At 39.2% G+C, this 25,664-nt stretch carries 21 protein-coding genes; 3 read left to right on the top strand and 18 right to left on the bottom strand.

Annotated elements, in window-relative coordinates; all coding sequences use genetic code 11:
• Nucleotides 1–169: 169 nt before the first annotated feature.
• A protein-coding gene (gene prfB / locus QE429_RS06140) for a peptide chain release factor 2 (protein WP_307285229.1) occupies nt 170–1,271 on the bottom strand; the annotation gives its coding sequence in 2 pieces (ribosomal slippage) (nt 170–1,198 and nt 1,200–1,271; 1,101 coding nt in all).
• Nucleotides 1,272–1,512: 241 nt separating this feature from the next.
• On the opposite strand from prfB, the gene QE429_RS06135 reads away from it, so the two are divergent.
• Nucleotides 1,513–3,450 carry a YecA family protein gene (locus QE429_RS06135; protein ID WP_307285227.1) on the top strand — a complete coding sequence of 646 codons (1,938 nt, stop codon included), beginning with the start codon at nt 1,513–1,515 and terminating at the stop codon, nt 3,448–3,450.
• A gap of 34 nt (nt 3,451–3,484) precedes the next feature.
• Here the strand turns inward: QE429_RS06135 and QE429_RS06130 are convergent, their stop codons facing one another.
• The 8 genes from QE429_RS06130 to QE429_RS06095 all read right to left on the bottom strand — a co-directional run bounded on the left by QE429_RS06130 (nt 3,485) and on the right by QE429_RS06095 (nt 12,833).
• Nucleotides 3,485–5,266: a cytochrome c3 family protein gene (locus QE429_RS06130; RefSeq protein WP_307285226.1), complete on the bottom strand. Its 1,782-nt coding sequence runs from the start codon at nt 5,264–5,266 to the stop codon at nt 3,485–3,487.
• A gap of 464 nt (nt 5,267–5,730) precedes the next feature.
• Nucleotides 5,731–6,897, bottom strand: coding sequence for a cytochrome c3 family protein (locus QE429_RS06125; RefSeq protein WP_307285222.1), 1,167 nt, complete (start codon nt 6,895–6,897; stop codon nt 5,731–5,733).
• A gap of 165 nt (nt 6,898–7,062) precedes the next feature.
• Nucleotides 7,063–8,226 carry a cytochrome c3 family protein gene (locus tag QE429_RS06120; RefSeq protein WP_307285219.1) on the bottom strand — a complete coding sequence of 388 codons (1,164 nt, stop codon included), beginning with the start codon at nt 8,224–8,226 and terminating at the stop codon, nt 7,063–7,065.
• Between the two features lie 93 nt (nt 8,227–8,319).
• Nucleotides 8,320–8,490: a hypothetical protein gene (locus tag QE429_RS06115; protein ID WP_307285217.1), complete on the bottom strand. Its 171-nt coding sequence runs from the start codon at nt 8,488–8,490 to the stop codon at nt 8,320–8,322.
• Entirely contained in the window at nt 8,465–9,283 is an 819-nt protein-coding gene (locus QE429_RS06110) for a 6-bladed beta-propeller (protein ID WP_307285215.1), read from the bottom strand. Before QE429_RS06110 ends, QE429_RS06115 begins: the two co-directional genes overlap by 26 nt.
• A gap of 16 nt (nt 9,284–9,299) precedes the next feature.
• A complete protein-coding gene (locus tag QE429_RS06105) occupies nt 9,300–10,010 on the bottom strand; it encodes a tetratricopeptide repeat protein (RefSeq protein ID WP_307285213.1) in 711 nt (236 codons plus the stop codon).
• A gap of 264 nt (nt 10,011–10,274) precedes the next feature.
• Nucleotides 10,275–11,441, bottom strand: coding sequence for a NapC/NirT family cytochrome c (locus QE429_RS06100; RefSeq protein ID WP_307285211.1), 1,167 nt, complete (start codon nt 11,439–11,441; stop codon nt 10,275–10,277).
• Nucleotides 11,442–11,462: 21 nt separating this feature from the next.
• Nucleotides 11,463–12,833 (bottom strand): cytochrome c3 family protein, encoded by a 1,371-nt coding sequence (locus QE429_RS06095; protein WP_307285208.1) that lies wholly within the window; start codon nt 12,831–12,833, stop codon nt 11,463–11,465.
• Nucleotides 12,834–13,367: 534 nt separating this feature from the next.
• Here QE429_RS06095 and secA point away from each other — a divergent pair.
• Both secA and QE429_RS06085 read left to right on the top strand, forming a co-directional pair.
• Entirely contained in the window at nt 13,368–15,878 is a 2,511-nt protein-coding gene (gene secA / locus QE429_RS06090; RefSeq protein ID WP_307285206.1) for a preprotein translocase subunit SecA, read from the top strand.
• A gap of 69 nt (nt 15,879–15,947) precedes the next feature.
• Complete coding sequence (locus QE429_RS06085; protein WP_307285205.1) at nt 15,948–16,919, top strand: phosphotransferase; 972 nt, start codon at nt 15,948–15,950, stop codon at nt 16,917–16,919.
• Between the two features lie 54 nt (nt 16,920–16,973).
• Here the strand turns inward: QE429_RS06085 and QE429_RS06080 are convergent, their stop codons facing one another.
• The 9 genes from QE429_RS06080 to QE429_RS06040 all read right to left on the bottom strand — a co-directional run bounded on the left by QE429_RS06080 (nt 16,974) and on the right by QE429_RS06040 (nt 25,522).
• Nucleotides 16,974–18,221: a DUF5667 domain-containing protein gene (locus QE429_RS06080; protein ID WP_307285202.1), complete on the bottom strand. Its 1,248-nt coding sequence runs from the start codon at nt 18,219–18,221 to the stop codon at nt 16,974–16,976.
• A 216-nt stretch (nt 18,222–18,437) separates the two neighbouring features.
• On the bottom strand, nt 18,438–18,986 hold the full coding sequence (hpf, locus tag QE429_RS06075; protein WP_307285200.1) for a ribosome hibernation-promoting factor, HPF/YfiA family: 549 nt from the start codon (nt 18,984–18,986) through the stop codon (nt 18,438–18,440).
• A 134-nt stretch (nt 18,987–19,120) separates the two neighbouring features.
• Nucleotides 19,121–19,837, bottom strand: coding sequence for a ComFC family protein (locus QE429_RS06070; protein WP_307285197.1), 717 nt, complete (start codon nt 19,835–19,837; stop codon nt 19,121–19,123).
• 30 nt (nt 19,838–19,867) lie between these two features.
• Nucleotides 19,868–21,355, bottom strand: coding sequence for an ATP-dependent helicase ComFA (locus tag QE429_RS06065; RefSeq protein WP_307285195.1), 1,488 nt, complete (start codon nt 21,353–21,355; stop codon nt 19,868–19,870).
• Nucleotides 21,343–22,341, bottom strand: a complete 999-nt coding sequence (locus tag QE429_RS06060; protein ID WP_307285193.1) for a nuclease-related domain-containing protein — start codon at nt 22,339–22,341, stop codon at nt 21,343–21,345. Before QE429_RS06060 ends, QE429_RS06065 begins: the two co-directional genes overlap by 13 nt.
• A 7-nt stretch (nt 22,342–22,348) precedes the next feature.
• Nucleotides 22,349–22,576 (bottom strand): hypothetical protein, encoded by a 228-nt coding sequence (locus QE429_RS06055; RefSeq protein ID WP_307285191.1) that lies wholly within the window; start codon nt 22,574–22,576, stop codon nt 22,349–22,351.
• Between the two features lie 77 nt (nt 22,577–22,653).
• Nucleotides 22,654–23,493, bottom strand: coding sequence for a DegV family protein (locus QE429_RS06050; protein WP_307285189.1), 840 nt, complete (start codon nt 23,491–23,493; stop codon nt 22,654–22,656).
• 137 nt (nt 23,494–23,630) lie between these two features.
• A complete protein-coding gene (locus QE429_RS06045; protein WP_307285187.1) occupies nt 23,631–24,317 on the bottom strand; it encodes a response regulator in 687 nt (228 codons plus the stop codon).
• Between the two features lie 62 nt (nt 24,318–24,379).
• Nucleotides 24,380–25,522 (bottom strand): sensor histidine kinase, encoded by a 1,143-nt coding sequence (locus QE429_RS06040; protein ID WP_307285184.1) that lies wholly within the window; start codon nt 25,520–25,522, stop codon nt 24,380–24,382.
• Nucleotides 25,523–25,664: the final 142 nt, after the last annotated feature.

Raw genomic sequence — 25,664 nt, 5'->3', positions numbered from 1 at the left:
CCGAAAGTGAGTATAGCACGGGTAAATTATGGTGTAAATGCCAATAAAGTGACGTGTTAAAGGGTTAAAATTACTATTAGGATGTACTGTCTAGATAGTTTTATTAGTTATTAAGATAATTCCTAATAAAGAAGCCTTTGCCGAACAGTCGACAAAGGCTTTATTTCTCTTATGAAATTCTTGAGCGCAAATACGCATTAATAAATTGATCTAAATCTCCATCCATGACCGCCTGAACATTTCCACTCTCTGTGCTCGTTCTATGGTCTTTTACCATAGAATAAGGATGGAAGACGTAAGAACGAATTTGACTTCCCCAGCCGATTTCCTTCTGCTCGCCGCGGATTTCTAAAAGTTCTTGTTCCTGGCGTTCTATTTCCCGTTGGTATAACTTAGCTTTTAGCATTTTCATGGCAGCTTCACGGTTTTTAATCTGTGATCGTTCGGATTGGCAAGTTACGACAACCCCTGTCGGAATGTGCGTGATTCGGACAGCCGAATCAGTCGTGTTAATATGCTGACCACCCGCACCGGTAGCACGGTACGTATCAATTTTTAAATCCTCTGTTCGTACTTCAACTTGGATTTCTTCATTAAATTCCGGCATAACCTCACAGGAAACAAATGATGTATGTCGACGACCTGAGGCATCAAATGGTGAAATCCGTACTAATCGATGTACACCCTTTTCTGCCTTTAGGTATCCGTAAGCATTATGACCTTTAATAGCCAACGTCACACTCTTAATCCCCGCTTCATCTCCAGGAAGATAATCGAGTGTTTCTACTTTAAAGCCTTTCTTTTCTGCCCAACGTGTATACATTCGTAGAAGCATGGAGCCCCAATCCTGTGATTCCGTTCCACCTGCACCAGGATGAAGCTCTAAAATAGCGTTATTTTTATCATACTCTTCACTTAAGAGAAGCTGCAGTTCAAACTGACCCAAACGTCCGCTTAACTGTTGAAGCTCTTCTTCCAATTCAGCCCTTAGCTCTTGATCATCTTCCTCTTTCACGAGCTCATAACTTATTTCCAAGTTTTCATATGACTCATTTAGCTCATTAAACTCATTCACTTGGTCCTTTAAGGCATTTGCTTCACTAATGACAGTCTGCGCCTTCTCTTGGTCATTCCAAAAGTCAGGCTGAAGCATTTCATCATCTAATTCTGCAATTCTTGCTTCCTTATTTTCTAGGTCAAAGAGACCCCCTAAAGTCCGCTAATTTTTTAGCTGTTTTCTCAAGTTCATTTCGGATTTCTGCTAATTCCATTTTCGTCACCTCTATAAAAAATAATTGCGTTATTATCCATTAGTTTATTCCTACTATGCTGGTAAGTTCTCATTCATTATAGCGTGATACCCATAAAAAATTCAAAGTTTGATCATAATTATTAAATTAAAGGTGAAAAACGGGAAGTTTTCATAAAGTATTTTTATATTCCAATCTGTCAAAAATGGTACTATTAAATAAGATAGAATGGTTTAAACCAAGGTAATAGGAGTGGAGTGAGATGGAGAGAATAAACAGAAATGAGCCTTGCCCGTGCGGAAGCGGCAAAAAGTATAAACGATGCTGCGGGGCAGGGGATGCTGTTCCCATCACTACAATCATCGAAGAGGAAATTGATGATCTGCAAAAACAAATACTACATTTTGCATATAATCACTTTGGCCACTATATTCAAGATGATTTTGAGAGCTTTGAAGAGATGGTTGATTTAACGGATGAGCAGGAACGTGAATTTTTTGAGTTGATTCATACCATTTGGTTCTCTCTCTTTGAAGCGCTAGATAACGGAGAAACAATTATTGAAAAGTTTATCCATACCCAAGCAGCAAAAATTAAACGTCATAAGGTTAAGCAAATTCTACAAACCTGGGCATTTGCAAGAACCATTGTGGGGAAAGTGCTAAGTTTAAATGATCATAAACTTCTGGTTGAAGATGGACTTAATGCCGAACAACTTGATACCCTCGTTACAAGTATTTCACCGACCGTTAAAGAGGGGTCCTTCATAATTGGCATTTTGGTTCCATTCGATGAGGGTTATGTCTTTTTTCCTTCGGCCTTTGATTTACCAGAGCTTAGTCCTGAACTGGCCGTTTCCTATATCAAGAACTCTAGCGTGAGTGCTGAATATGACTCTCCTCAAGAATATTTAACTGACTTCTTTTTAGAAGTGTTAAGTGAGCTCCCGATGCTTGGTGGGATATTTGAAATTGATAATTTGGAATGGCCAGCACCCGTTTATAAAGAAGTAGTTGACATCTTTAGGGCAAGAGTGGAAAGCCTAGTCCCCCCACCTATTGTAGACATGGGCGCGATTCTTTGGATGAATTACGTTCAAAGAAAGCAAAAGCGAATTCAAAATCCAAACCTATATGCCGCTGCCATGCATTATTTACTATCGATGATTACTCCAATGAATGTCATGTACACACAGAAAGAACTGGCAGAACAGTATGGAGTAAATGCACGCAGTATTTCTTCAATCGTTTCAGAATTGGATCAAGTTTTAGCGGATGATATCGAAAAACTAATGGGTATTATGGATATTACAGAGGATGTGCCATCACCTCCCCTTTTATCAAAAGATGAACGGTCATCAGTGGTTACATTCCCTAAAAACGGCGACTTAGAAGAGAGTCATCCCGGATTTTCTCGATCGATGAACTCAAGTGACAAACCTGCTAAACAAAAGACCAAAGGACCTGTTCGGAAAGTTTCTAAACGGGATGAAGAAAGAGCAAGAAACTTGATCTACGATGCTCTCCAGTTGGAGGGAAAAAACCGATATAAATTGGCTGAAGAAGCACTCGCATTGAATCCCAATTGTGTCGATGCCTACGTCATTCTTGCGGAAAAAACAAGTAGTCTTGAAGATGCTATTCTTATGTACGAAAAAGGAATTATTGCTGGTGAACGAGAACTCGGCAAGGCGTTTTTCAGCGAAAACAAAGGGTACTTTTGGGGATTAATCGAGACAAGACCTTACATGCGGGCAAAGTTGCATTATGCTGAGGCCCTTTCTCTTCTAGGAAAAAGGAACGAGGCTGTCAGTCAATATGAGGAACTTCTTGAATTAAATCCTATGGACAACCAAGGCGTACGCTATTCCTTATTTGTGGCTTATATCGATGCAGGTGAATATAAAAAAGCGGCAAATCTGCTCCAGCAATTTGATGAAACTACTGCACAAGGGTCATACAACAAGCTCTTACTCGAACTCTGTGAAAAGGGCTTTACAAAGAAAGCTCATTTACTGCTAAAAGCCGCTAAAAAGGAAAATAAATTCGTTATTCCTTATTTAATCGGTAAAAAACGTCTTCCAGCCTACCCGCCCGACTACTATGGTTTTGGTGATGAAAACGAAGCGATTGTTTATGCGGATATGCATTTACACCTTTGGAAGAAAATTGATGGATTAAACGAATGGTTGAAAAAATAGATACCAAAAACGAGAGGACCATTCCTCTCGTTTTTTATGGGTTGATGATTTTCTTAGGCGCATGTGCGGCTTCAATAAACGAATTGTTGCTACTATGGCATCCAGCACAAGCTTGAATACTATCCTTATTATGACCGGCTTTTGCCTGATCATTTGTACTATTAATCGCCGTTCCTGTTTCATCATAAATGGCTTTACCCGTTACCCCATAAATCACCGTTTTACCATTGTGACAGGATAGACAGAATTGACGCTCAGCAGGCGAATCCCAATTTCCACTTGTTTTACTAAACGGATTAGACTCTTGAACATTCCCAAGGTTTGTTCGTAACATCTTCATGTTTTTTGAACCGTGTGTTTCATGACATTCTGCGCAAGGAAGCTGGCCATTTAAGAAACTGCCGCTATCAACTGTTGCAACTAATTTATGGCCAGATTGACCAATCAGCGTATCATTCTTGTAGTACTGCTCGATGTTTGCTGCCTTGCCACCGTTATGGCAGCTTAAGCATAGTGAAAAGTCTTCAGCAGCACCAGTGGACTCACTTGCTTTTTTATAGGTTAGTATTTGAGATAACCCATTGTAAACGGCTTTATATAAGCTATTTGGATTTGTTTTTGTTCCTGGATTATGCGGATCATGGCAAGTTGAGCATGCTGCACCAGAATCTTTATGATGCTTATTATTAGCGTAATTTGACTCTAAACTTGGCGAACCGTTTGTTCCATCATGACAAGCCATACATAATTCATCACCATCTGTTCCGTTTTTACCACTCTCTAGAAACTCATTATTTCCGTTATGAGTACTGTGGCAAAATGAACAAGTATTAGTGACAATTGAGAATGGACCATGTATATAATCGTGGTCTCTAATTGGGTTACCTTTATCAGCTTCGAATTGATAACTTTCATAAGTCGAATTAGTTGTAAATTTAAGGAACCTAGGAACAAGTTTCTCTCCTACGCTATTTTTAAAGTTTGGATTTAAATATACATAATAAGTGGTTCCGGCTTCCAACTGCTTATCAGGAGTAAAGGTATACGTATATGCGTTGATTTCATTATTTAACTTAGTTGTTTTGATCAACTTCTCTGTCCCTGTAATATCTCCAAAAAACGTTATTAATGGTTGAGTATCCGTCAATGGATCCGTACTTCTAATATCAATCAATAGTTTATAATCAATTGGCACTCGAGTCATATCTTCAGCAGGTAAAAAGCTGCTTGGAGCCGCTTCTCCAGGTTGATAATCATCTACAGCATCTTTAGGCACTAAAAACATCTTAGACATGTATGGTCTATTTCCACTTTCTTCAACTGTTGCCTGGCTCACATCTGCAAAATCCGTGTTGTTTTGGATTGGAGCGGCCTTGACTGCATCGGGTATCTTTACTGTAAAAGGAAAATCCAGCTTGTTACTTACACCGTCTTCATCAGTAACAACAAAGGTTATGGTGTGTTGCCCCTGACTAAATTCCTTTGAATAAGTAAAATCTGCATATGTATCTTGTCGTGTTAAAGTTAGCTTACCCTCACCAGTAATATCGACAGGCTGCTGTGTCTCACTAACCTGTTCAAATACTTTTAATTGTAATTTGTCAGATGTAGTCAGATCATCGGAAACTCTTCCTATAAATTCAACCGTTGAAACATCAAATACCGTTCCTGTAACCGGGGTAGTTATTTCTAGCACTGGTACACCGGATGCTGAAAAGGCAATGTTATTAGGAGAATATAAAAGGAGGGAACTAATAAAAACGCTCCATGTCAGAATATATGAAATTAGTTTTCTATTGTAGTTCATCCTTTTCATGATATTCATCCTTTTCTTTTTAAGTAATAAAGGTTCTTTTATTTTGGCTTTGTTAAAGTTGCCTGTTGATTTCCGCTCCAGGCACGAGCGGTTCGTGGGTGTTTCGGCGAGCCTCCTCGGCGAACCGCGCCTGCGGGGTCTCCCCTGAACCATACTCCCACAGGACATTGAATAAGCTCCATTGAATTATCACCGCACGAAGGAAATGCGGTAGCATTTTCAAGGATCTTCGTGCCTTCCGCTCCAATCAACAGGGTTTAAATAATAAGCAGTGTTCATTAACAGAGTCTTTATTTAAAGTATATCAAATGAATTTACATTAATTATCGTTGGTAAGTTAAGGTTTTTTGACAATTTTCAGAGCGGATGCAATAATAAAAAACAAGGTAACAATAGTGAAATTGTCACCTTGTTCAACGTTAATTTCTTGGGCTAACAAATAGTGGGGCTATTTGTTAGCTTTTTTATTTGATGATGTTTTTTCCAGAGTAATCTCCACCAGGTACTAGGTAGTTTTTATAGTCTGTCGTATTTGGATAGTTGGTTGTTCCAGGTGTATTAGCAATTTGGTGTGTAGATTGGTGACATGCCCAACATACAGCCATGTTTGTGAATCTCTTTAATGCAGAGCCTTTTTTACTTACATCTTTCATGTACGCTTTTGCTTGGTCTTCAGACCAACCTTTTTTCGTCTGTAAATCAGCAATCGTGTTTCCAGCTGTATCTCTTAATGTAGTAATATCCGTACCGTGTGCATAGTGACATGCTGTACAGCTTCTTCCCTGCTTCGTACTGTTTGTTGTATGAGTATAGTGTACGCCGTCCGCTCTTGGTCCATTTTCTCTGTTCTTTAAGTAATCGTCATGGCAGCTTGCACAGAATTCAGAGTAATTCAATTTGTAATCATAAACCTGTGCCTGTGTTAATCCATCAGCAGGTTTATTATAGATACCATTTGATTTATAAATTTTTAATCCTGACATTGTTGTGCTGTTGTTGATGTCTGCATATGCAGGATCTTCTACTAAGTTAAGTTTAATGGCTTTTTGTCCTAGTGGAACTTGATTTAATTTAGTAATAGTTTCTGTATATCCAACGATTGTAACGTTATAGTTATTTCCGTATTGTTTACCAGCTACTTTTTCATTCAATAAGCGGTCGTTAGCTGATCCATGTGGGTTGTGACAGCTTGAACATTCAAATGTTGCTGTTGATTTATTTACTAACGAACCAGGAGCTGCTTGTTCCGCTAATTCCGAATCCACATTGTGCATAGATGCACTCATTTCGTGAGAACCAATTACACCAGCCTCACTAGCCTTTGATACATCATAGAAGCCCATTGTTCCATCATGACAAGACATACAAAGCTCATATTCGCCACTCTTCATTAACAACATTTCATTTTCCCCATTGTGGGTACTATGACAGTTGGCACAAGAGTTTGTGTTGTTTTGGAAATTACCATGTGTTCTATGTGTATTGGTATTTCCAAAGTTATCCACGTCTCCAACATGTGTGCCTGGAACAGGAACGGTTGGAGTGGTTCCTTCTGCAGAGGCAAGAGCGCCAAACATGCTTAGTAAAAGAAGCATCAATAGTGCAGATAAGCTAATTTTTAACTTACTCATTTCTAGAAAACCTCCCAATTCTCTTTCTGTTATTTCTCTCTCTTTTTATATGGTGAAGCCTATGTTATCTTTCCTTATCCACCACCTCCTTATAATCTTGATAAAAACAAGGTAACAATAGTAAATTGCTACCTTGTTTTAATTGAAATTTTTCCAGTTTAGATATTATTTAATTTTTGATCTGCCTTTTAGACGTCCATCTGCTCCTAAGTATTGCGGATCAATTGTTGTAGAAATGCTTGTTCCATGACATGCAAAACATACTGCCGTGTTAGTAAATTTCTTTAGAGAAGATCCTCTAGCACTTACATCTTTCATATAAGCCTCAGCTTTTTCTTGAGTCCAGCCTTTTCCGCCATCTGCAACAGACTTGGTATAGTCAGCTACTGTGTTTCCAACAGCATCCATCATGATGGTAGCATCTGTACCGTGTGCATAGTGACAAGCAGCACAACTTCTACCTTGGCTAGAACTATTAGTAGTATGTGTGTAAGTATCATGTGTATGAGCTGGTGTAATAGCTGTTCCTGTACTTGGCTTACCAGGAACAGGGTTTGTAGTTGTACCTGCATTTCTCTTAGCAAAGTAATCATCATGACAAGCACCGCAGAATTGAGAATAGTAGATTTTATCGTTTTGTCCGCCATACGTTGTGGACCCTTTTGGACCATTAGATTTAGTGATTTTTAAACCGCCAGTACCAGTTAAAGCATTAATCGCTGCATATGCAGGGTCATCTTGTAGATCTAGAGAGATCGTTTTATTGCCTACAGGAACAGGAGTCGTTACCCCGTTTACCAATGTAGATGCAAAATTGGTTGAGCCTACAACCACTTCTTTTAATAATCTGTCATTTGGGGAACCATGTGGGTTGTGACAGCTAGAACATTCTAAAAGTGCAGTTGAGGTGTTTTTAAATGCACCCGGTGCTGTTTTTACTAGTAAATCTGAATCTACATTGTGCATGGATGAACTTAAGTGCGAATCATCAAAAGTACCTGCACCGCTAGACTTTGTGACATCATAGAAGCCCATTGTTCCATCATGGCATGACATACAAAGTTCGTATTCGCCACTCTTCATTAATAACATTTCATTTTCCCCGTTGTGCGTACTGTGACAGTTGGCACATGAGTTCGTGTTGTTTTGGAAATTCCCGTGTGTTCTGTGGGTACTTTGGTTACCAAAGTTATCAACATCCCCTACATTAATACCAGGTGCAGGATTAGTTGATGTAGGTACGTGATCTTCGGCAAAAGCAACTGCACTGAATATGCTTAATAAAATAAGCATAAACAAGGTTGATACACCCAATCTGATCTTACTCATTTCTAAAACCTCCCATTAATTCTCTCTCTTTATAAAAGATTGTGGCACGAAGTAGTGATCTTTTGGGCATCACCTCCTTAGTAGAACAGGATTTTAATAGAAAATAGATACCCGTTGATTGATGGTATCCGTGACGAACAATGTGTCCCGATCGTCAATAAATAACCCATTTGGAAGATAAAGCTTATCATTTTCCGTTCCCATGCCACCTAATTCATATAACTCCTTCCCATCTTTATCAAAGGGCATAAATATTATGAGCAAGATTGTTTACCACAAAAATATTACCCTTTGAATCGACAGCCACCCCTCTTGGGTTAAGGAAGGTTGGATCGCCCTTACCATCTTTTGAGCCATTAATAATTTTGATGAATTTTCCATTCTTATCAAAAATTTGAACTCTATTATTTCCTGAATCTGTTACATAGATTTGATTATCATGATCTACCGTTACAGCATTCGGAGCGATGAATTTTCCTTCCTCAACACCTGCACCGCCAATTTCCATCACTTTTTTTCCATCCAGCTCAAAAACAAATAGCTTATTTGCTTTAATGTCAGTTACATATAGCTTTTTACCGAAAATCCGAAGTCCGCCCGGAGATTTTAGGACTTTTTCTTTGTCTGCAAAGTACTTAATAAACTTCCCTTTTGAATCAAAAATAGAAATGTTTCCATTATATAAGTCAGCCACATACACATTTCCATCTTTATCTCCAGCAATACCATATGGAAATTTGAATTCTCCCTCTTTGGATCCTTCTTTACCAAATTTAAAAACGGCCGTACCAGATTGATCAAATACTTGAACTTGTTTGTTACTTGTATCACTTACATAAATCATTTCCCCTATTTTTGTTACATCCATCGGTTTGGAAAGAGGTTGGTTAAAGTCTCCGTACAGTGCATTTGTAAATACCGGTGGTCCACTTGGATCCACTTTTGCAACAATCGGCTTAATTTTCGATTCTAAATTTAAGAAAAAGACTGCTGCAAAAAAGGCAACAGAAAGTGCCACAATACTACTCATCAATATATAAACGGTTCTCTTCTTCACTGGTGGTCAACTCCTTCTATTTGTTGTCCTTGTTTTTTGCAGCAATTCTCTCTAAGCCTTCAGATGCAGGTTTATAGAGCGGATCATAGGTTAATGCTTCTTTGAAAAATTTCTCTGCCTCTTTAAAACTGCCCTGATCTTCTGCCACTCGTCCAATTTCCGTAATAGTGTCTGTGTTTGTTGGCATTAACTTAAGTGCCTCTTTGAGCGATTTATTGGCTTCATCATACATTTTCAAATTACGATAGACCATTCCAGCTAATAAGTGTGCTTTAAAGTTTCGAGGTCCCAACTCTACTGCTTTTTGCGCCTGCTTTAAGGCATCGTTGTATCTTTCTTCATCAATGTAAACAAGACCAAGATTAAAATAAGCACCAAAGTATTTGCTATCTAGATCAGTAGCTACCTTCAATTCCTTTATTGCACTATTGTTATTACCTTTTAAAAAGTAGGAGTATCCTAGATTCACTCGGTTTTCTGGATTATTGGGTTCGTTATCGACTAGCTGCCTATAATAATTGATTTGCTCATCGATTCTCCCCTTGTCTGCATTTGACCATAAATATTTATCGCTTATATAGTAGCCGCCGCCTACACACACGATTAAGGTAGCTACGATTATCAATAAAGCTTGCAATTTAGTAAAATACTTATTTCTTTCCTTCTTTAACTGAGTTCTTTCATTTATTTCTATTTCTGGATTGATTGGCAGCTCTTTAGCTTCCATAATATCCACCTCGAATTTCATTAGTTTTTTCTAAGGCTCTGTTAAATTTGCCTGTTGATTTCCGGTCCAGACGCTTCGCTTTCCGTGGGTGTTTCGGCGAGCCTCCTCGACGCTAGCGTCTGCGGGGTCTCCCCTGAACCATATTCCCACAGGAGTCTTCGCGTCTTCCGCTCCAATCAACAGGGTGTATAGATCAACATTGTTCTTTAACACAGCCTTTTCTAAAATTACTTTATAAAGCCTCCAATCAAAGATTCGTCAACTTTATGACTTATGACATTTTGTACAGCTTGGTTTAGAGTGACAGGTGTAGCATTTCTCTGAAGGTTTCTGAACACCTTTTAAAGAGATTGGGTGCTGTGCCTTCCAATTGGCTTGTTTTTGGCTATGGCTACTTGGGTGACAGGATGAACAATTCACTTGATTTCCACTCTCTGAACTAGACTTTTTCACATCATGACAAGCTGCACAGGTTTCCTGATTTTTGCTAGCAATCGATCCATGGTTATCGTAAAAATGGCTGTCATGGCTGGCAGGACGTTTTTGGTGGCAATCAGCACAAAACGTATTTTCCTTCGCATAGTTATAGGCATTCTTTTGTTTTCTAAGGGCATTATCGGAATGGAGGAAGCTTTCAACTACAGACTGCTCTTCATACCCTTCTAGCGGTTCTTTTGACATTTCGTTATGACATTGGTTACACTTCATTAAACCCTTAGAGGCTTGCTTTCCATGTGTTTTTGATTTAAAGTCAGCTTCTTTATGACTTTTTGGGATCATCCCCGTTGTATGACACGTAGAACACTCATTTGATACTTTTCGAGCCTTGTGACACTCTACACAGGTTTCCATGTCTGGCCGGATAAATTTCAAGTCAGCCATAGCTGTTTTTCCGGTTTTGCTATCCCATTTTTCGTAATCCGTTTGGAATGTCATTTTTCTATCGGCTATCTTGCCGTGGGCCACACCGCTATGACATTGGATACATTCAATCTCTTTGTTTTTATGCTTATCATGCGGGATAATAATGTCCCCTGATGCTGTTACATCTCGTTTGGAAACGTCATGACAGCTTTCACACGCACTATCAGGTATTTCTTTAGGCATCCTTATAGGAGCGGTGTATGTTTGCGTTGCTTTTTTGTATATCTGCATGAGTCCGTTTGCCTTTGCCTTTGCATATTCCTCTGTACCTGAACCTATATGACACTTAACACAATCCACCTCACTATGGGTGGAGGCCTTCCACGTATAAAACTCCGGCTTCATCTCATGGCACGAGGAGCAAAAACTGGAACTCGAAGTCGTTTCTACTCCTATGAGTCCCAATGAGAAAAAGACGACGATAAATAGCAGTGCTACGGTTAAATACTTATATAATTTGTAGCGAGTCCGTGGAGGGGAGGTCTGGTCTTTGTGTTCTTCTTCCATTGTTTTCCCTCCTTTTAAGCCTTAATTTTTATCATCTTTAAAGCCCGTTCTATGGCAATATTGGCAATACACATCTGTCGGAGCTATGGCATCTGTTGAATCCGCTTTTGGTTTCTCACGATCATGACAGACAAAGCATTCAGCTTTCATTTCAGCCGTTTTCGCTTTCGAAGCGTGAGAGGTTAACCATTGATTACTTTCACCATGACTATCTGGTCGGTCTGCATGACAGGCACTACAGAATTTGTTCGTTCTAGCTTGTTCCTTCACCAATGTCATGTTAGGAACATACTTTTCTTTTTGATTGCCCATTTTCAACAGTGAAAGAATATCTTCTTTTGGAATCTCTCTAACCCACTTAGAATCCTGGTGACAGTTCACACATTTATCTAGCTGTTTAACTGCTGTTGTGCCATGATTATTGCTCCAATCAACATTTTTATGTGTTTTAGGAATATCTGTCTGTTTATGGCAGGTTTTACACTCCATCGAAATTTTTACATCTTTCTTTTGTTTACCGATTGCTTGTAGAATAATTTCTTGCGTTTTTTGATCATGCTCAACTGTTGCTGCTGCATCTATTGTTTCGTCATCCTTAGTGGCTTGAACAGTTCCTTCTTTTTCTTTCTCTTCGAGTTTCTTCTCCATCTCTTCTGGATTTGGAGGAACGTTGTAGGCCACATCTTTCCATGGTTCTTCACCGTTATTCACTTTGTCATGGCAATCAATACATGAACCCATATTAGGTCTCAAGTATTTCTTTTCCATCAATTTTTGGGCACTTTCTTTTGTCCAGTGGCCACGAGCGTCTTCCACGTTAATTCCACGAGTTGCCATCTTCGCATGAACAACACCTGCGTGACAGGTAATACATGGTATATCTTTTTCTATATGGCCTTTATGGTTCACCTTCAAGTCACCTGAAGCAGTAACCAGGCGATTTTTTGAGTGACATTGTAAACAGTTTTCATTGGAGACAGCTTCTTCTTCTGTTTGAACGATTTGTTTTGGGACACCAGTAACGTGGTAGTATACTTCTTTCATCGACTTCATTTTGTGTGTCAGCATGTTGATTGTTCCAGGCTTAATATGGCACTGAACGCATGTGATTTGATTGTGAGCACTCGCTGTATAGGAGGAGTACTCTGGTGCCATTTCGTGGCAGCTTGCGCAAAATGTCGGGGAGTTGGTTAACGACAGGACACCATAACCGCCTCCAAAAACAACAATACAACCAACAAGTGAAACAAATAGCAATTTCCACCTGTTCACTGGATTCTTCCAATCTATACTTCGGAACTTTTGCCAAAGTCTTCGTATTGGGCCTTTTTTTCTATCTTCTCTTGTTTCCGGTTCTTCATTTTTATTTTTCTTTCTCCCCCAAATGGCCACTATACTCACCCTTCCCATCTTGGATTGATTCTCTAATTTTTTTCCAGATTAACCTCTCTAAAGGTAGTATCTAACATTGTAAGAGTATATTCCAATGTACAATTTGTGAATATTTCTACACACCTGTGACAAAATTATAAACTCTAAAAACAACATAAAAACATTGTTATACCAACAGTTAACTTATCACTACCCAGACAGTAGAAACCTATCTAAAAACTAATAAATATACAATAGAAAATATATTTATTCATTTTTATATAGATTAAGTGCCATTCTTTTTACTAAGCAAAAAGCTTCTAAGTTTCCTCGCCATAAGATTGTCAAATATGGCAAAAAACCGAACCCTTCGAAATAGAAGTTTCGATTGGAAAGCGATATAATAATAGAATGACAAAATTTGATTCCACGCTAACAATGTTGTCACTCTATAGTGGAAATGGTAAGATAAAAAAGGAAATTATCGAATATTTTTGACAGAATGATTTTTGAAAAAGACGATTTAGTCTCGATAAAAAGGAGCGTTCATCAGATATGGGGATTTTAAATAAAGTGTTTGATCTGAACAAGCGTGAATTAAAGCGCTTAGACAAGCTCGCAGTGAAAATTGAAGCACTTGCAGCAGAAACGGAAAGGCTTTCCGACGATCAGCTTCGTGAGAAAACTGAAGAGTTCAAAGCTCGTTATCAAAAGGGAGAATCCCTTGATGATTTACTAGTAGAAGCATTTGCGGTTGTCCGTGAAGGTGCACGCCGTGTTCTTGGCTTATATCCGTACCACGTCCAGTTAATGGGGGGTATTTCACTCCATGAAGGAAACATTTCGGAGATGAAAACAGGTGAAGGTAAAACTTTAACAGCGACCATGCCTGTTTACTTGAATGCTCTTTCTGGTAAAGGAGTTCATGTAGTAACTGTCAACGAATACTTAGCAAGCCGTGACGCGGCTGAGATGGGTCAGCTGTATGAATTCTTAGGCCTTACTGTTGGTTTAAACTTAAACAGCATGGATAAGGATGAAAAACAGGCTGCCTATGCTGCCGACATTACCTATGGTACAAACAATGAGTTCGGCTTCGACTACCTTCGTGACAATATGGTCCTTTATAAAGAGCAAAAAGTACAACGTCCGCTTTATTATGCGGTTATTGACGAAACAGACTCTATTTTAATTGACGAAGCACGTACACCATTGATTATTTCAGGCTCAGCCCAAAAATCTGCAGCCCTTTATATTCAAGCAAATGCATTTGTTCGTATGTTAACTAAGGATGTTGACTATACGTACGACGAAAAAACAAAGGGCGTTATGTTGACAGAAGAAGGAATCAGCAAAGCTGAAAAAGCTTTCGGAATTGAAAACCTTTTTGATATGGCAAACGTTACGTTGAACCATCATATTAATCAGGCATTAAAAGCAAATGTCAGCATGCACCTTGACATTGATTATGTGGTGCAGGAAGGCGAAATTGTAATCGTTGACCAGTTTACCGGTCGTTTGATGAAAGGCCGCCGCTACAGCGAGGGCTTGCATCAGGCAATTGAGGCAAAAGAAGGCCTCGAAGTTCAAAACGAAAGCATGACCATGGCTACAATTACATTCCAGAACTACTTCCGTATGTATGAAAAATTGGCTGGTATGACAGGTACGGCTAAAACGGAAGAAGAAGAATTCCGTAACATTTATAATATGAATGTTATTGTGATCCCTACAAATAGACCAATTGCTCGTGATGACCGCCCTGATTTAATATACAAATCAATGGATGGCAAATTCCGTGCTGTGGTTGAGGATATTGCTGAGCGCAACAGATTAGGACAACCCGTCCTAGTCGGTACGGTGGCAATTGAAACATCTGAATTAATCTCTAAATACCTATTGAAAAAGGGTATCCGTCACAATGTGTTGAACGCGAAGAACCATGAAAGAGAAGCCGAAATTATCGCTGAAGCAGGCCATAAAGGTGCAGTTACTATCGCTACAAACATGGCGGGACGTGGTACGGACATTAAGCTTGGTGAAGGCGTCATTGAGCTTGGCGGTCTTGCCGTTATTGGTACAGAGCGTCATGAAAGTAGACGTATAGATAACCAGCTTCGCGGTCGTTCTGGACGTCAAGGAGATCCTGGTATCACACAGTTCTATTTATCAATGGAAGACGAACTGATGCGCCGCTTCGGTTCTGATAATATGAAAGCGATGATGGAGCGTCTTGGTATGGATGATACCCAGCCAATTCAAAGTAAAATGGTTTCCCGTGCCGTTGAGTCTGCACAAAAACGAGTAGAGGGCAACAACTTTGACGCTCGTAAACAGCTCTTACAATATGACGATGTTCTACGCCAACAGCGTGAAATCATCTATAGCCAGCGTGATGAAGTATTAGAATCTGAAGATCTCCGTGAAATCGTTCAAAAAATGATTCTAAATTCCATTCAACGAAATGTAGAGGTTCATGCTTCCCGCCATGAGGATGAGGAAGATTGGGATCTACAAGCCATTGTTGAGTACGTCCAAGCAACTCTTCTGCATGAAGGTGACATCACCATTGAAGATCTGAAAGGAAAAGATCCAGAAGAAATGGTCGACGTCATTTTTGCCAAAGTGAAGGAGCGCTACGACGAAAAAGAGCAAATCCTTTCATCAGAGCAAATGCGTGAATTTGAAAAAGTTATTACATTGCGTGCGGTTGATTCCAAGTGGATCGATCATATCGATGCAATGGATCAGCTTCGCCAAGGTATTCACTTACGTGCGTACGGCCAAATCGATCCGCTTCGTGAATACCAGCACGAAGGGTTTGCGATGTTTGAATCAATGATTCAATCAATTGAAGATGAAGCGGCTATGTACATCATGAAAGCAGAAATCCGCAATAACCTTGAGCGTCAAGAGGTAGCGAAAGGTCAAGCAGTCAATCCAAAGGAAGACGGAGAGCCGGTTAAGAAAAAACCAAAAGTAAATCAAATGGATATCGGTCGCAACGATCCATGTATCTGTGGAAGCGGCAAAAAATATAAAAACTGCTGTGGAGCAGTCAAGTAATAATAATGGGAGGGACCGGCGAATAGATCGTCGGTTCTTTCTTTATATCTGAATTGTCCGGAGGTAAAAATGAATAATCTAATCAAAGTCACTCATTCCCTTCTCTCCACTCAATCAGTAAGAGATCTTTTAGATAATTATGATTTGAAAATTGTTTCCTGTGAGTTTCTCACTCGAGGTCTAAACGATACATACTTCATCACAACACAAGACGAAAAATACATCTTTCGAGTCTATCGGCACAATTGGCGAAATGAATCAGATATCTTGTTCGAATTGGAAGCGATTAATTGGCTAAAGGGAGAAGGACTCCTTGTTTCGGCTCCTGTGAAAACTGCAGAAGGAAATTGGTCAGTTGACATTGAGGCACCTGAAGGAAAAAGATACGGGGTCTTATTTTCCTACTCCCCTGGCGACAGACCCGAAATTAACGAGGATAACTGCCGCATTCTCGGAAGGTCATTAGCCGAACTGCACAATAAGAGTCATACATTTGTTTCCTCTCATGAAAGAAGTTTTGAATTGGATCTTAATCATTTGTTATCAGAACCTGTATCCATTCTTTTGCCTTCATTGAAAAATCATTTACATCCTGAACAAGTAAATACTTTTTGTGAGATCGTTGCTAACCTAGAAAAAATGATACGAGAAAGAACGCTAGAATACGGGTTTTGCCATGGAGATTACCACAACTTTAATATGCATTTACAGGGGCAACACCTTGAGATATTTGATTTTGATTGTAGCAGCTTTGGCTATCGTGCTTATGATATAGCGGTCTTTTGGTGGAATTTAAAAAATAATTACCGTAACCTTGAAAAAGCTTGTTGGGATGCTTTTTTGAATGGATATTTAAGCCGGCGTAACTTATCTGATGAAGATAGACGAAGCTTACCTATTTTTATTTCGGTAAGGAGGATTTGGCTGCTAGGGACTATGCTAAAAAATGAGGACGTTTGGGGAAGGAACTGGATTAACGCAACTAATTTCAATCATTTCATTAAGGACCTTACGGAGGAAAGGGAATTATACAAAAGTTAAGTCATCTGCAAAAACAAAAAGGTGCGCCAAGGAGGCTGCACCTTTTTTATACTATTAATGGTTACCTTTGCCATGATGTTCGTTGTCGTCACTTTTTTCATGGTGATCTTCTTCATGCTTTTTTTCTTTAGACTTTTTAGCTTCTTCCCTTTGTTTCTCTTGAGCTTTTTTAGCCTCTTCTCTTTGCTTTTCTTGAGCCTTTTTAGCCTCTTCTCTTTGCTTTTCTTGAGCCTTTTTAGCTTCTTCTCTTTGCTTTTCTTGAGCTTTTTTAACCTCTTCTCTTTGCTTTTCTTGAGCTTTTTTAGCTTCTTCTCTTTGCTTTTCTTCTACTTTTTTAACTGCTTCTTGCTGCTTTTCTATATTTTTGCTAGCCGCTTCTGTGTTTTCAGTCTCTTGCTCAGTTGTAGCTTTTTCTGTTTCAGTTGTTTCTTGTTCCACTTCAGTTGATGTTTCTTCAGTAGTAGACTCATCAGTTGCCACTTCATCATCTGAAGATTCATCGCCACTCACTTGATCTTTAAGCTTCTTCATCTTCTTAGCAAACTTAGCATCTTTATTTTCAAGCTTAGCTGCCTTTTTCTCTAACTTAGCAAAAGTTTTTTGAATGTTTTTCATAAGTGATTTTTGGGCCGTTTCATTTTTAACATGACTAAGTGCAGCCAATAGTGAGTCAATGTTATGAGCAAGCTTGCTTTCTACTTTAACTTCTGTTTCATCAGTAGCTTTTGTTTCATCAGTAGTAGCTTTTGTTTCATCAGAAACTTCGCCATCAACAGTAGTTTCTTCTTCAGTAGTATCTTTTGAATCAGTTAATTTTGCGCCAGCTTGTTCTTGTGTAGCAATCGCTTCTTTTAATAGCTCTGCCGCCTCATCAGTTTTTCCTTCTTTAAATAGTGCGTTTGCTTCTGCAATACGTTCAGAGGCAAAATCAGCTAGAAGCTGTGCTTCTTTATAATCGTCAAACGTGAATGCAAGGCGAACTTTTTCTGCCATTAATTTTACAAAGTAAAAGAAATCTCCAGGAATTAATGAAGGCGCTTCTGCCTTTTCTACATCTGCCTCTTTTTTATCTTCTGTTACATCATCCGCTTGTTCAGTCGATTCTTGTTCAGCTGTTGCCCCAGTATCCACTGTTGTATCTTCAACTGGTTCCGTTACTGTACCTGTTTCCGAAGTGACGGCTGAATCATTTGTTTCAGTACCATCGCCATTTGCAAATGCTGAGCCTGTACCAAATGAGAAAATAATTGTTGAAGCAAGCATACCACTTGTAACTAAATGTGCCACCTTTTTTGATTTCATGTCGAAAGTTTCCCCCTATTTATTTATACTAGAATGTTCGTCTATGACTTCCATTTTTATGGTGGTCTACTAATAAAATTTTACAATTTTTTTAATTTTTTTACAGAATTATTTTTTAAACGTTTCATAGGGAATTTTAAAGTTCCATTCATCGAAATAATATGCGAAAGCAAAAACGCTGCCCCCACAAATTGGAGACAGCGTCCTTATTAATAATTAATGCGCTTCAATTAAACCATAGCGACCGTCTTTACGCTTGTAAACAACGTTTGTACGGTTCGTATCTGAGTTTGTGAATACGTAGAAACTATGACCAAGCATATTCATTTGCAGGATCGCTTCTTCACTATCCATTGGTTTTAAATCAAAACGCTTGGTTCGAACTAATTCTAGCTCATCTTCATCCAAGTCATTTACTTCTGTGTTTTCAGCAGTAGCAAATGTAATTGGGAAGTCACCCTTTTCACGAAATTTACGATTTACCTTTGTTTTATGTTTACGGATTTGACGCTCGAGCTTATCAGTGATTAAGTCAATGGCTGCATACATATCAACGTTAGTTTCTTCTGCTCGTAAAACTAACTGTTGTAGTGGAATGGTTACCTCTACTTTAGAAGTTTTATCTTGATTGAATCTTAGATTCACGTTAACCTTTGCATCTGGGGCTTCGGTAAAATAACGCTCCAATTTAGCAATTTTCTTTTCTACATACTCTCTAATTGCTGGAGTTACCTCAATGTTTTCGCCACGTACGTTATAGTTCATGTGGACTCCTCCTTTAGTTAAGGCTATGTATTAACATTTCTATTTTACCCTATGATAATCCTGCTAAATCAGAACAATAATTTTGTCGAATTATTGACAAAAACAATAAGTAAATAATGACAATGTTTTAATTATTATCTTGCAAGAGTAAGTGCCTGAATACTTTCAGCTCCTGCTGCTTTCAGAAGCTTGGCTGCATGACGGAGAGTAGAGCCTGTTGTATAAATATCGTCGATTAAAATCACTCTTTTTCCTGTTAAATCTCTCTCTGGTTCCATTCGAAAGACTTGGGGTACATGAATCCGTTCTGATCTTGATTTTTTGGATTGTTTCTCTGAATGAACCCTTTTGAGTAGTTCACGTGGGATAAAACCAGCTTCTACAATGACTGCTGCCGCTTGGTTAAAGCCGCGTTCCTGGAGCCTCTCTTCACTTAATGGAATAGGAACTAGGATATCAACATCCAGTTGTGAGAGTTTTTCTTTGAATGCCTCTACAAAGATTTTTGCCAATACATAATCTCCGCGAAATTTATACTGGGCAATCACTTCTCTTAAAAAATGATTATAGAGAAAAAGCGAATGATTCTTATCGAGAAGATTTTTCCACTCGGGATCCTCCTCCCACCGGTAACAATCATAGCAATAATTATGGAAACGATATTTTTCCTCTAACAGATGAAAAGGACGACTACAGATTTGGCACGTATCACCCTCCAATTTTTCAAGCTTTCTTTCACAGGTGGAGCACAAGTACTTTTCTTTTTCCACAGAAAAAATGGATCTCCACCCTATATTTGGCATGATTACAGTCTGACAGAGCAAACAAAAATCTTGTTGGAATGGAATCATTCCTTACACCCTTTCTGTATATATACCCCTTTATGAATTAAGTAAACCTCTTTTTAATCCCTCCCGATTCATCGTAACGATTTGCCTTCTTGCCTTTAGCATCTCATCTGTTTTTCCAAAATGAAAAAATGTGACACTTCCCTTTGGATAATCTTTGCTCCTTCCTGCTCTTCCTGCAATTTGCACGAGGGCACTCTCTGTAAAGATTGAATCTTCTGCCCCAATTACAGCCACATCTATATTAGGAAAGGTAACTCCTCTCTCTAATATAGTAGTCGTTAAGAGAATGTCGGTTTGCTTATTTCGCATCCGCTGGACCTTTATCTTTCGGTCGGGGTCCTCGGCATGTACTGCCTCGATTGTTGGAAAAAAGTGTTGGAGGATTTTAAGTGCTTTTTCCATTAAAGGAATGTGGGGGAAAAAGAGTAATACTTGTTTGTTCTTGTTCGCGCGGTGTTGCACCCAACGAAGCACATTTGAGGGCAGCTTGCCTTTTTCGAGCCGCTTTTGCCAGTTGCCACACCATGAAAACTCGGGAACTGGAAGGGGATGACGATGAAATCTTGCCGGGATGGTGGTGAAGGATCTTTTTCCAGTGCGACATTCCTTTTGCCATTTTTCACTAGGTGTCGCCGTTAGATAGATCATGGCCGAAATAGGCTTCCTTGCCTGATGGGCAGCAAATTGTAGGGACTCTTCTACTGTATAAGGAAACGCATCGACTTCGTCTAATATAATGGCATCAAAAGCATGGTAAAACCGAAGTAATTGGTGGGTAGTAGCAATTGTAAGGGGAGCGTACAGGTGACGGTCTTCACTTCCCCCATAAAGCGATGCAATCGTAATCTCTGGAAAAGCCGCCTTCAACCGGGGGGTAAGTTCTAGTACGACGTCCGTTCTTGGGGTCGCAATACAAATTCTTTTTTTCGCCTGAAGAGCTGCCTCTATTCCTGCAAACAATACTTCCGTTTTTCCAGCCCCGCACACCGCCCAAATTAGGTGTTCACGGTTCTGTAGAATTGCCTCCGCCACATGAAGTGATGCGACGGATTGCCCTTCTGAAAGAGCTCCCTTCCATGCCAAGATTTTTTCAGGTAGCTGGTAATCAGGTGGAGGTCCAGTCCAACTGATAAGCGGCGTACATTCACTAATCCTCCCCATCATGAGACAATGGCGGCAATAATGGCAACGTTCCCCACAACGTGAGCAGGGAAACGAGCCGAACTCCTGAGAGTCTTTATTTCCACACCGGTTGCAGACAAGCTTATTTCCACGTCTTTCAATACCTTTTCGATAGGATATATAGCCATTTTGATAGTGGATTTGGATTTCTTTGGGTGGAAATGGGATATCCTCAAGAAGGAGCTGTTTCCCACTGAGGATCATTTGTAGCTTCGGATTACTGGGAAATAGCGGATTTAGTTGTGGCAGCGGGATCATAGGAATTTGTGTAATGGGGAGAGAATCACTGTGTGTACGGTCTGGGAATAACTGACCGTCCTTCACTATAAATCGCATAGGGTAACCTCTTTTGGGCGGAGATGGTAGACTCGGTCTTTGGTTTTTCCCGTAATATGCAGATGTAATTTTTTGAGCATTTTTTGAGCAATATCTTCTGTCGGAAGGTGAAGGAATGTACGAAATTCTGAGTTAGTAATCGTTGGCTTAATTATGTAAAAGTAATCATTTAGAGCATCTAAAAAGGCTGCCTTGGAGGATGTTTCACATTTAGTACAGACCCATTTTCCTTTTTTATATTCCAATGGGATAGAAAGACATTCTTCATTTGGGCAACACACACCACTTAGAATCTCATTTGTAGTAAGCTTGTACTCTTCTAAGATATTAATATCCTTGGGACAGTGTTGTTGTAAGAGTAAATTCCCTAATTGATTAAGTATTTGATCGCTTATTAGTTCTTTTTGAAATCGTTTCTCTATTGCTCTTATTTTATTGAATATGTCCCTAGCCTTGCATACTTTGCTTAGATCAGTTTTATCACTAGGATCGCATCTTAAAATAGTTTTAGACGAACTTTTGAAAAAAACAAGATAGTCGATGGGCAACCACTCGCAGCCATTTTCCCTCATCCAGCCTTGTAAGAGATATTGAAGTCTTTGAGCTTGAACACGAGGATCTTCAAATGCCTCTTCACTGCCATCATTATTCATTCGTATAAATTGTTTAAAAACATTATCAAACTGTAAAACACCGATGATATTTTTAGCTTCAATGATTAAAATGTGAGTTTTGGAGATAAGTAATGCATCAATTTGGAAGTGAACACCTTTGTGTTTTAATTGGAGGTCATAAAAAATGAAGTAGTTTTCTTGAGGGAGTTCTTTAAGGTAATTAGATAGGGCAACCTCGCCCCAGTATCCTGCCCATCTTTTGGCCAGATCTTTTTCTAAAATTGGATGCATACTATGACCTCTTATTAACCGTTTTTTTACTATCTTTGTTAATAAAAGTCTCATAGGCAAAGGGAGTTCCTTTAAAACCATTGATTGATCACTCCTTGTTATTTTTTTGATAAAATTCTACAAATGTTGGGAGAAATCCTTCAAAATTTTGTCGAATATATATATTTTCTTTAACAAGTTTAGGTTGAACAGTGTGGATTCCGCGTATTTTAACTGGAATTCCGCCAACTATTTGGTTTATTCCGCCAGTTTTCAGAGTTATTCCGCCAACTTTGGACGTATTTCCGCCAACTTTCACAATAATTCCGCCAAACACCTTTTTTGATAACCTTCTTAATAAAAAATAAAAACCATTCCAGCTTTTATGCTGGAATGGCAACTTACTAAAGTTCTTTATTTTTTCATCCAGCCCATTCCCATAGAGCCTTCGCCTAGGTGGGTGCCGATGACTGCACCAAAGTAGCCAATGGTAAAGTCTACGTTTGGATACATGACAGAGAGTTCTTCACGCCACTCCTTGGCCTCTTCTTCACGATTGGCGTGGATAATCACTGCTTGATAATTCCCGCCCTGTAAGGCATCCTCCCCTAAAAGGTCGACCATTCGCTTCATTGCTTTCTTACGGGTACGGATTTTTTCAAATGGTACAATCACTTTGTTTTCAAAATGGAGTAATGGCTTTACTTGCAATAAACTTCCGATGAAGGCCTGGGCACTGGAAAGGCGTCCCCCTCGTTGCAGGTGTGAAAGGTCATCGACCATAAAATAGGCTCGTGCCGATTTTTTCATTTCTTCTAACCTTTTCATAATGGCTGCTGCATCTCTACCACGTGCAGCCCATTCTGCCGCTTCAATAGCGTAGAAGCCTTGGACCATACAGCTTATTTCCGAATCAAATGGGAATACTTTAATGCCCTCTACCATGGTGCTCGCCGTAACGGCTCCTTGATATGTACCGCTGATTCCACTCGAGAGGTGAATGCTAATCACCGCATCGTACTCTTTAGCTAGTCGCTCAAACAGTTCAACAAACTGGCCAATCGGCGGTTGGGAAGTGGTAGGAAGCTCCTTCATCTTCACCTCTTCGTAAAACTCACCAGAGTGAATGTCAATTTCTTCTCGATAAACTTCATTTCCAAATATGATATGTAACGGGATCATATGTATATTATACTTTTCTCGTAATTCCTTCGGTATGTAGGCGGTGCTATCCGTGACGACTGCCGTTTTCATATGTTCTTACCATCCTTTTTTAACATTATGTATATTTTATCTGAAAGTACAGGAAAATGCATTACTTAAAGGAGATCACAACAAAAAATAGGGCATGCCTCCAAGCATGCCCTACTTCGCTCTACTCTATATTCTTATTATCTTACTTCCACCCAGCCGTTTTTAATCGCAACAACAACCGCTTGAGTACGATCGTTTACATTCATTTTTTGCAGGATGTTACTCACATGGTTTTTAACTGTTTTTTCACTAATAAATAAAGCTTCACCGATTCCACGGTTACTTTTTCCATCCGCTAACATTTGCAGTACTTCGCATTCTCTGCGAGTTAACAGATGTAATGGACGGCGGATTTCATGTGTCGGTGCATATCCACCGCTATTGCCTCCAACTCCTGCTGCCAATCTGCGATACTCATTGACTAAATTATGTGTAACCTTTGGATGTAAGTACGAACCGCCATCTGCCACCACTCGAACAGCTTCAATCAAGGCATCTGCGTCCATTTCTTTTAATAGATAGCCACATGCTCCTGTTTTAAGAGCATGGGTGACATAATTCTCGTCATCATGAATGGATAAAATAATAACTTTCGTGTTTGGATATTTTTCAACCAATTCACGAGTTGCCTCGACACCATTCATTTGCGGCATATTGATATCCATAATGACAACGTCGGGCTGGTGCTCCTGCACAAGACCTAAAGCCTCGCTTCCATCATCGCCCTCTGCTACAACTTGGAATGACTTTTCAAATTCAAGTATTCTTTTAACGCCTTCTCTGAATAGTTGGTGATCATCAATAATGACAATTTTAGTAGACATTCTTTTATCCCCCTAATCTTTCACAGTTTCATATTTTGTTTTAGTTAAAGTAGATTTCATTGTTAAATGGTTAATGGTACTCGAATCCACACAGCGGTTCCTTTGCCTATTTTTGAATCAAAAGTAATATCCCCATCAAGCAGGTCTACTCGCTCCCGCATCCCAATCATTCCAAAAGACTCAGGCTTCTTAATGGACGTATCAAATCCAATACCATTGTCCTTAATCAGAACAGTAATATCATTATTGGTTATTTCTAATTTCACCTTAATTTCACTGGCATTCGCGTGCTTGAGTGCATTTTGCACGGATTCTTGAATCATTCGGAACAACGCGACTTCATACTTAGTTGGAAGCCGGCGCTCTAGGCCCAAATTCACAAATGAAATTGTGGAGTTGTTATGATATTCTTCGATGGTCTTCAGATATTTTCTGAGGGTCGGAACCAAACCTAAATCATCCAGTGCCATTGGACGTAGGTCATAAATAATCCTCCGTACCTCATAAAGTGCGGAACGTACCATTTTCTTAAAGCTATTGACTTCAGAAAAAGCTTCATCTGGGCCTTTATCACGGAATACACGTTCAATTAAATCCGAGCGCATAATGACATTTGCAAGCATTTGTGCTGGACCATCATGTATTTCCCTTGACAAGCGCTTTCGCTCTTCTTCTTGTGCTTCAATAATTTTCAATCCAAAGTCTTGCTTGGCTTTCGCGTCTTCTAATACTTCGCCGACTTGCTTTAAATCACTCGTTAAATAGTTCATAACAACAGAAATTTGTGAAATGAGTTGATCAGCACGATCAATCGTATCAATCAGGCCGATTAGCCTTCGTTCTAAGTCATCTCTTTTATCAAGCAGTTGTTTTTTATACTGCCAGTTAATCGATAAGTCCATTTGTAACTGATGTGCTTTTTCATAAGCTTCGCGGACCTCTTCCTCAGTATAATTTTTAAAATTCATACTGACCTCTGAAAGAGTCATACGCGCCTCTTTGACCTGTTCTTCAAGCTGGTCACCCTCTTCTATGAGCTTGACCATCATTTGCTTTATATTAGACAATTCATTTGTCATGCTCTCATAGTCATGGCGACATTTTTCCCCAATACGGAAAATATCACTTTTACTACAGGTGACTGTTTCAATCATTTCTTCACGAATTTCATCGATCGATTTCATATCAATTTGCTTAATCTTCATCACATTCCTCCGGGGACTTTTTTCCCTTCAGGCCTTACATTTTAATTAGTACTGCAGAATAAACCAAGAAACTCTTTAGAAACCTCATTAATTAACGTAAAGTAGTATAATAATATTGGAATTATTTCTACTGCTTTATTCC

The sequence above is a fragment of the Bacillus sp. SORGH_AS_0510 genome, from assembly GCF_030818775.1.
Classification (GTDB): Bacteria; Bacillota; Bacilli; order Bacillales; family Cytobacillaceae; genus Neobacillus.
Note: the sequence above shows the minus strand (reverse complement) of the source record. Positions and strands in the feature narration are given on the sequence as shown.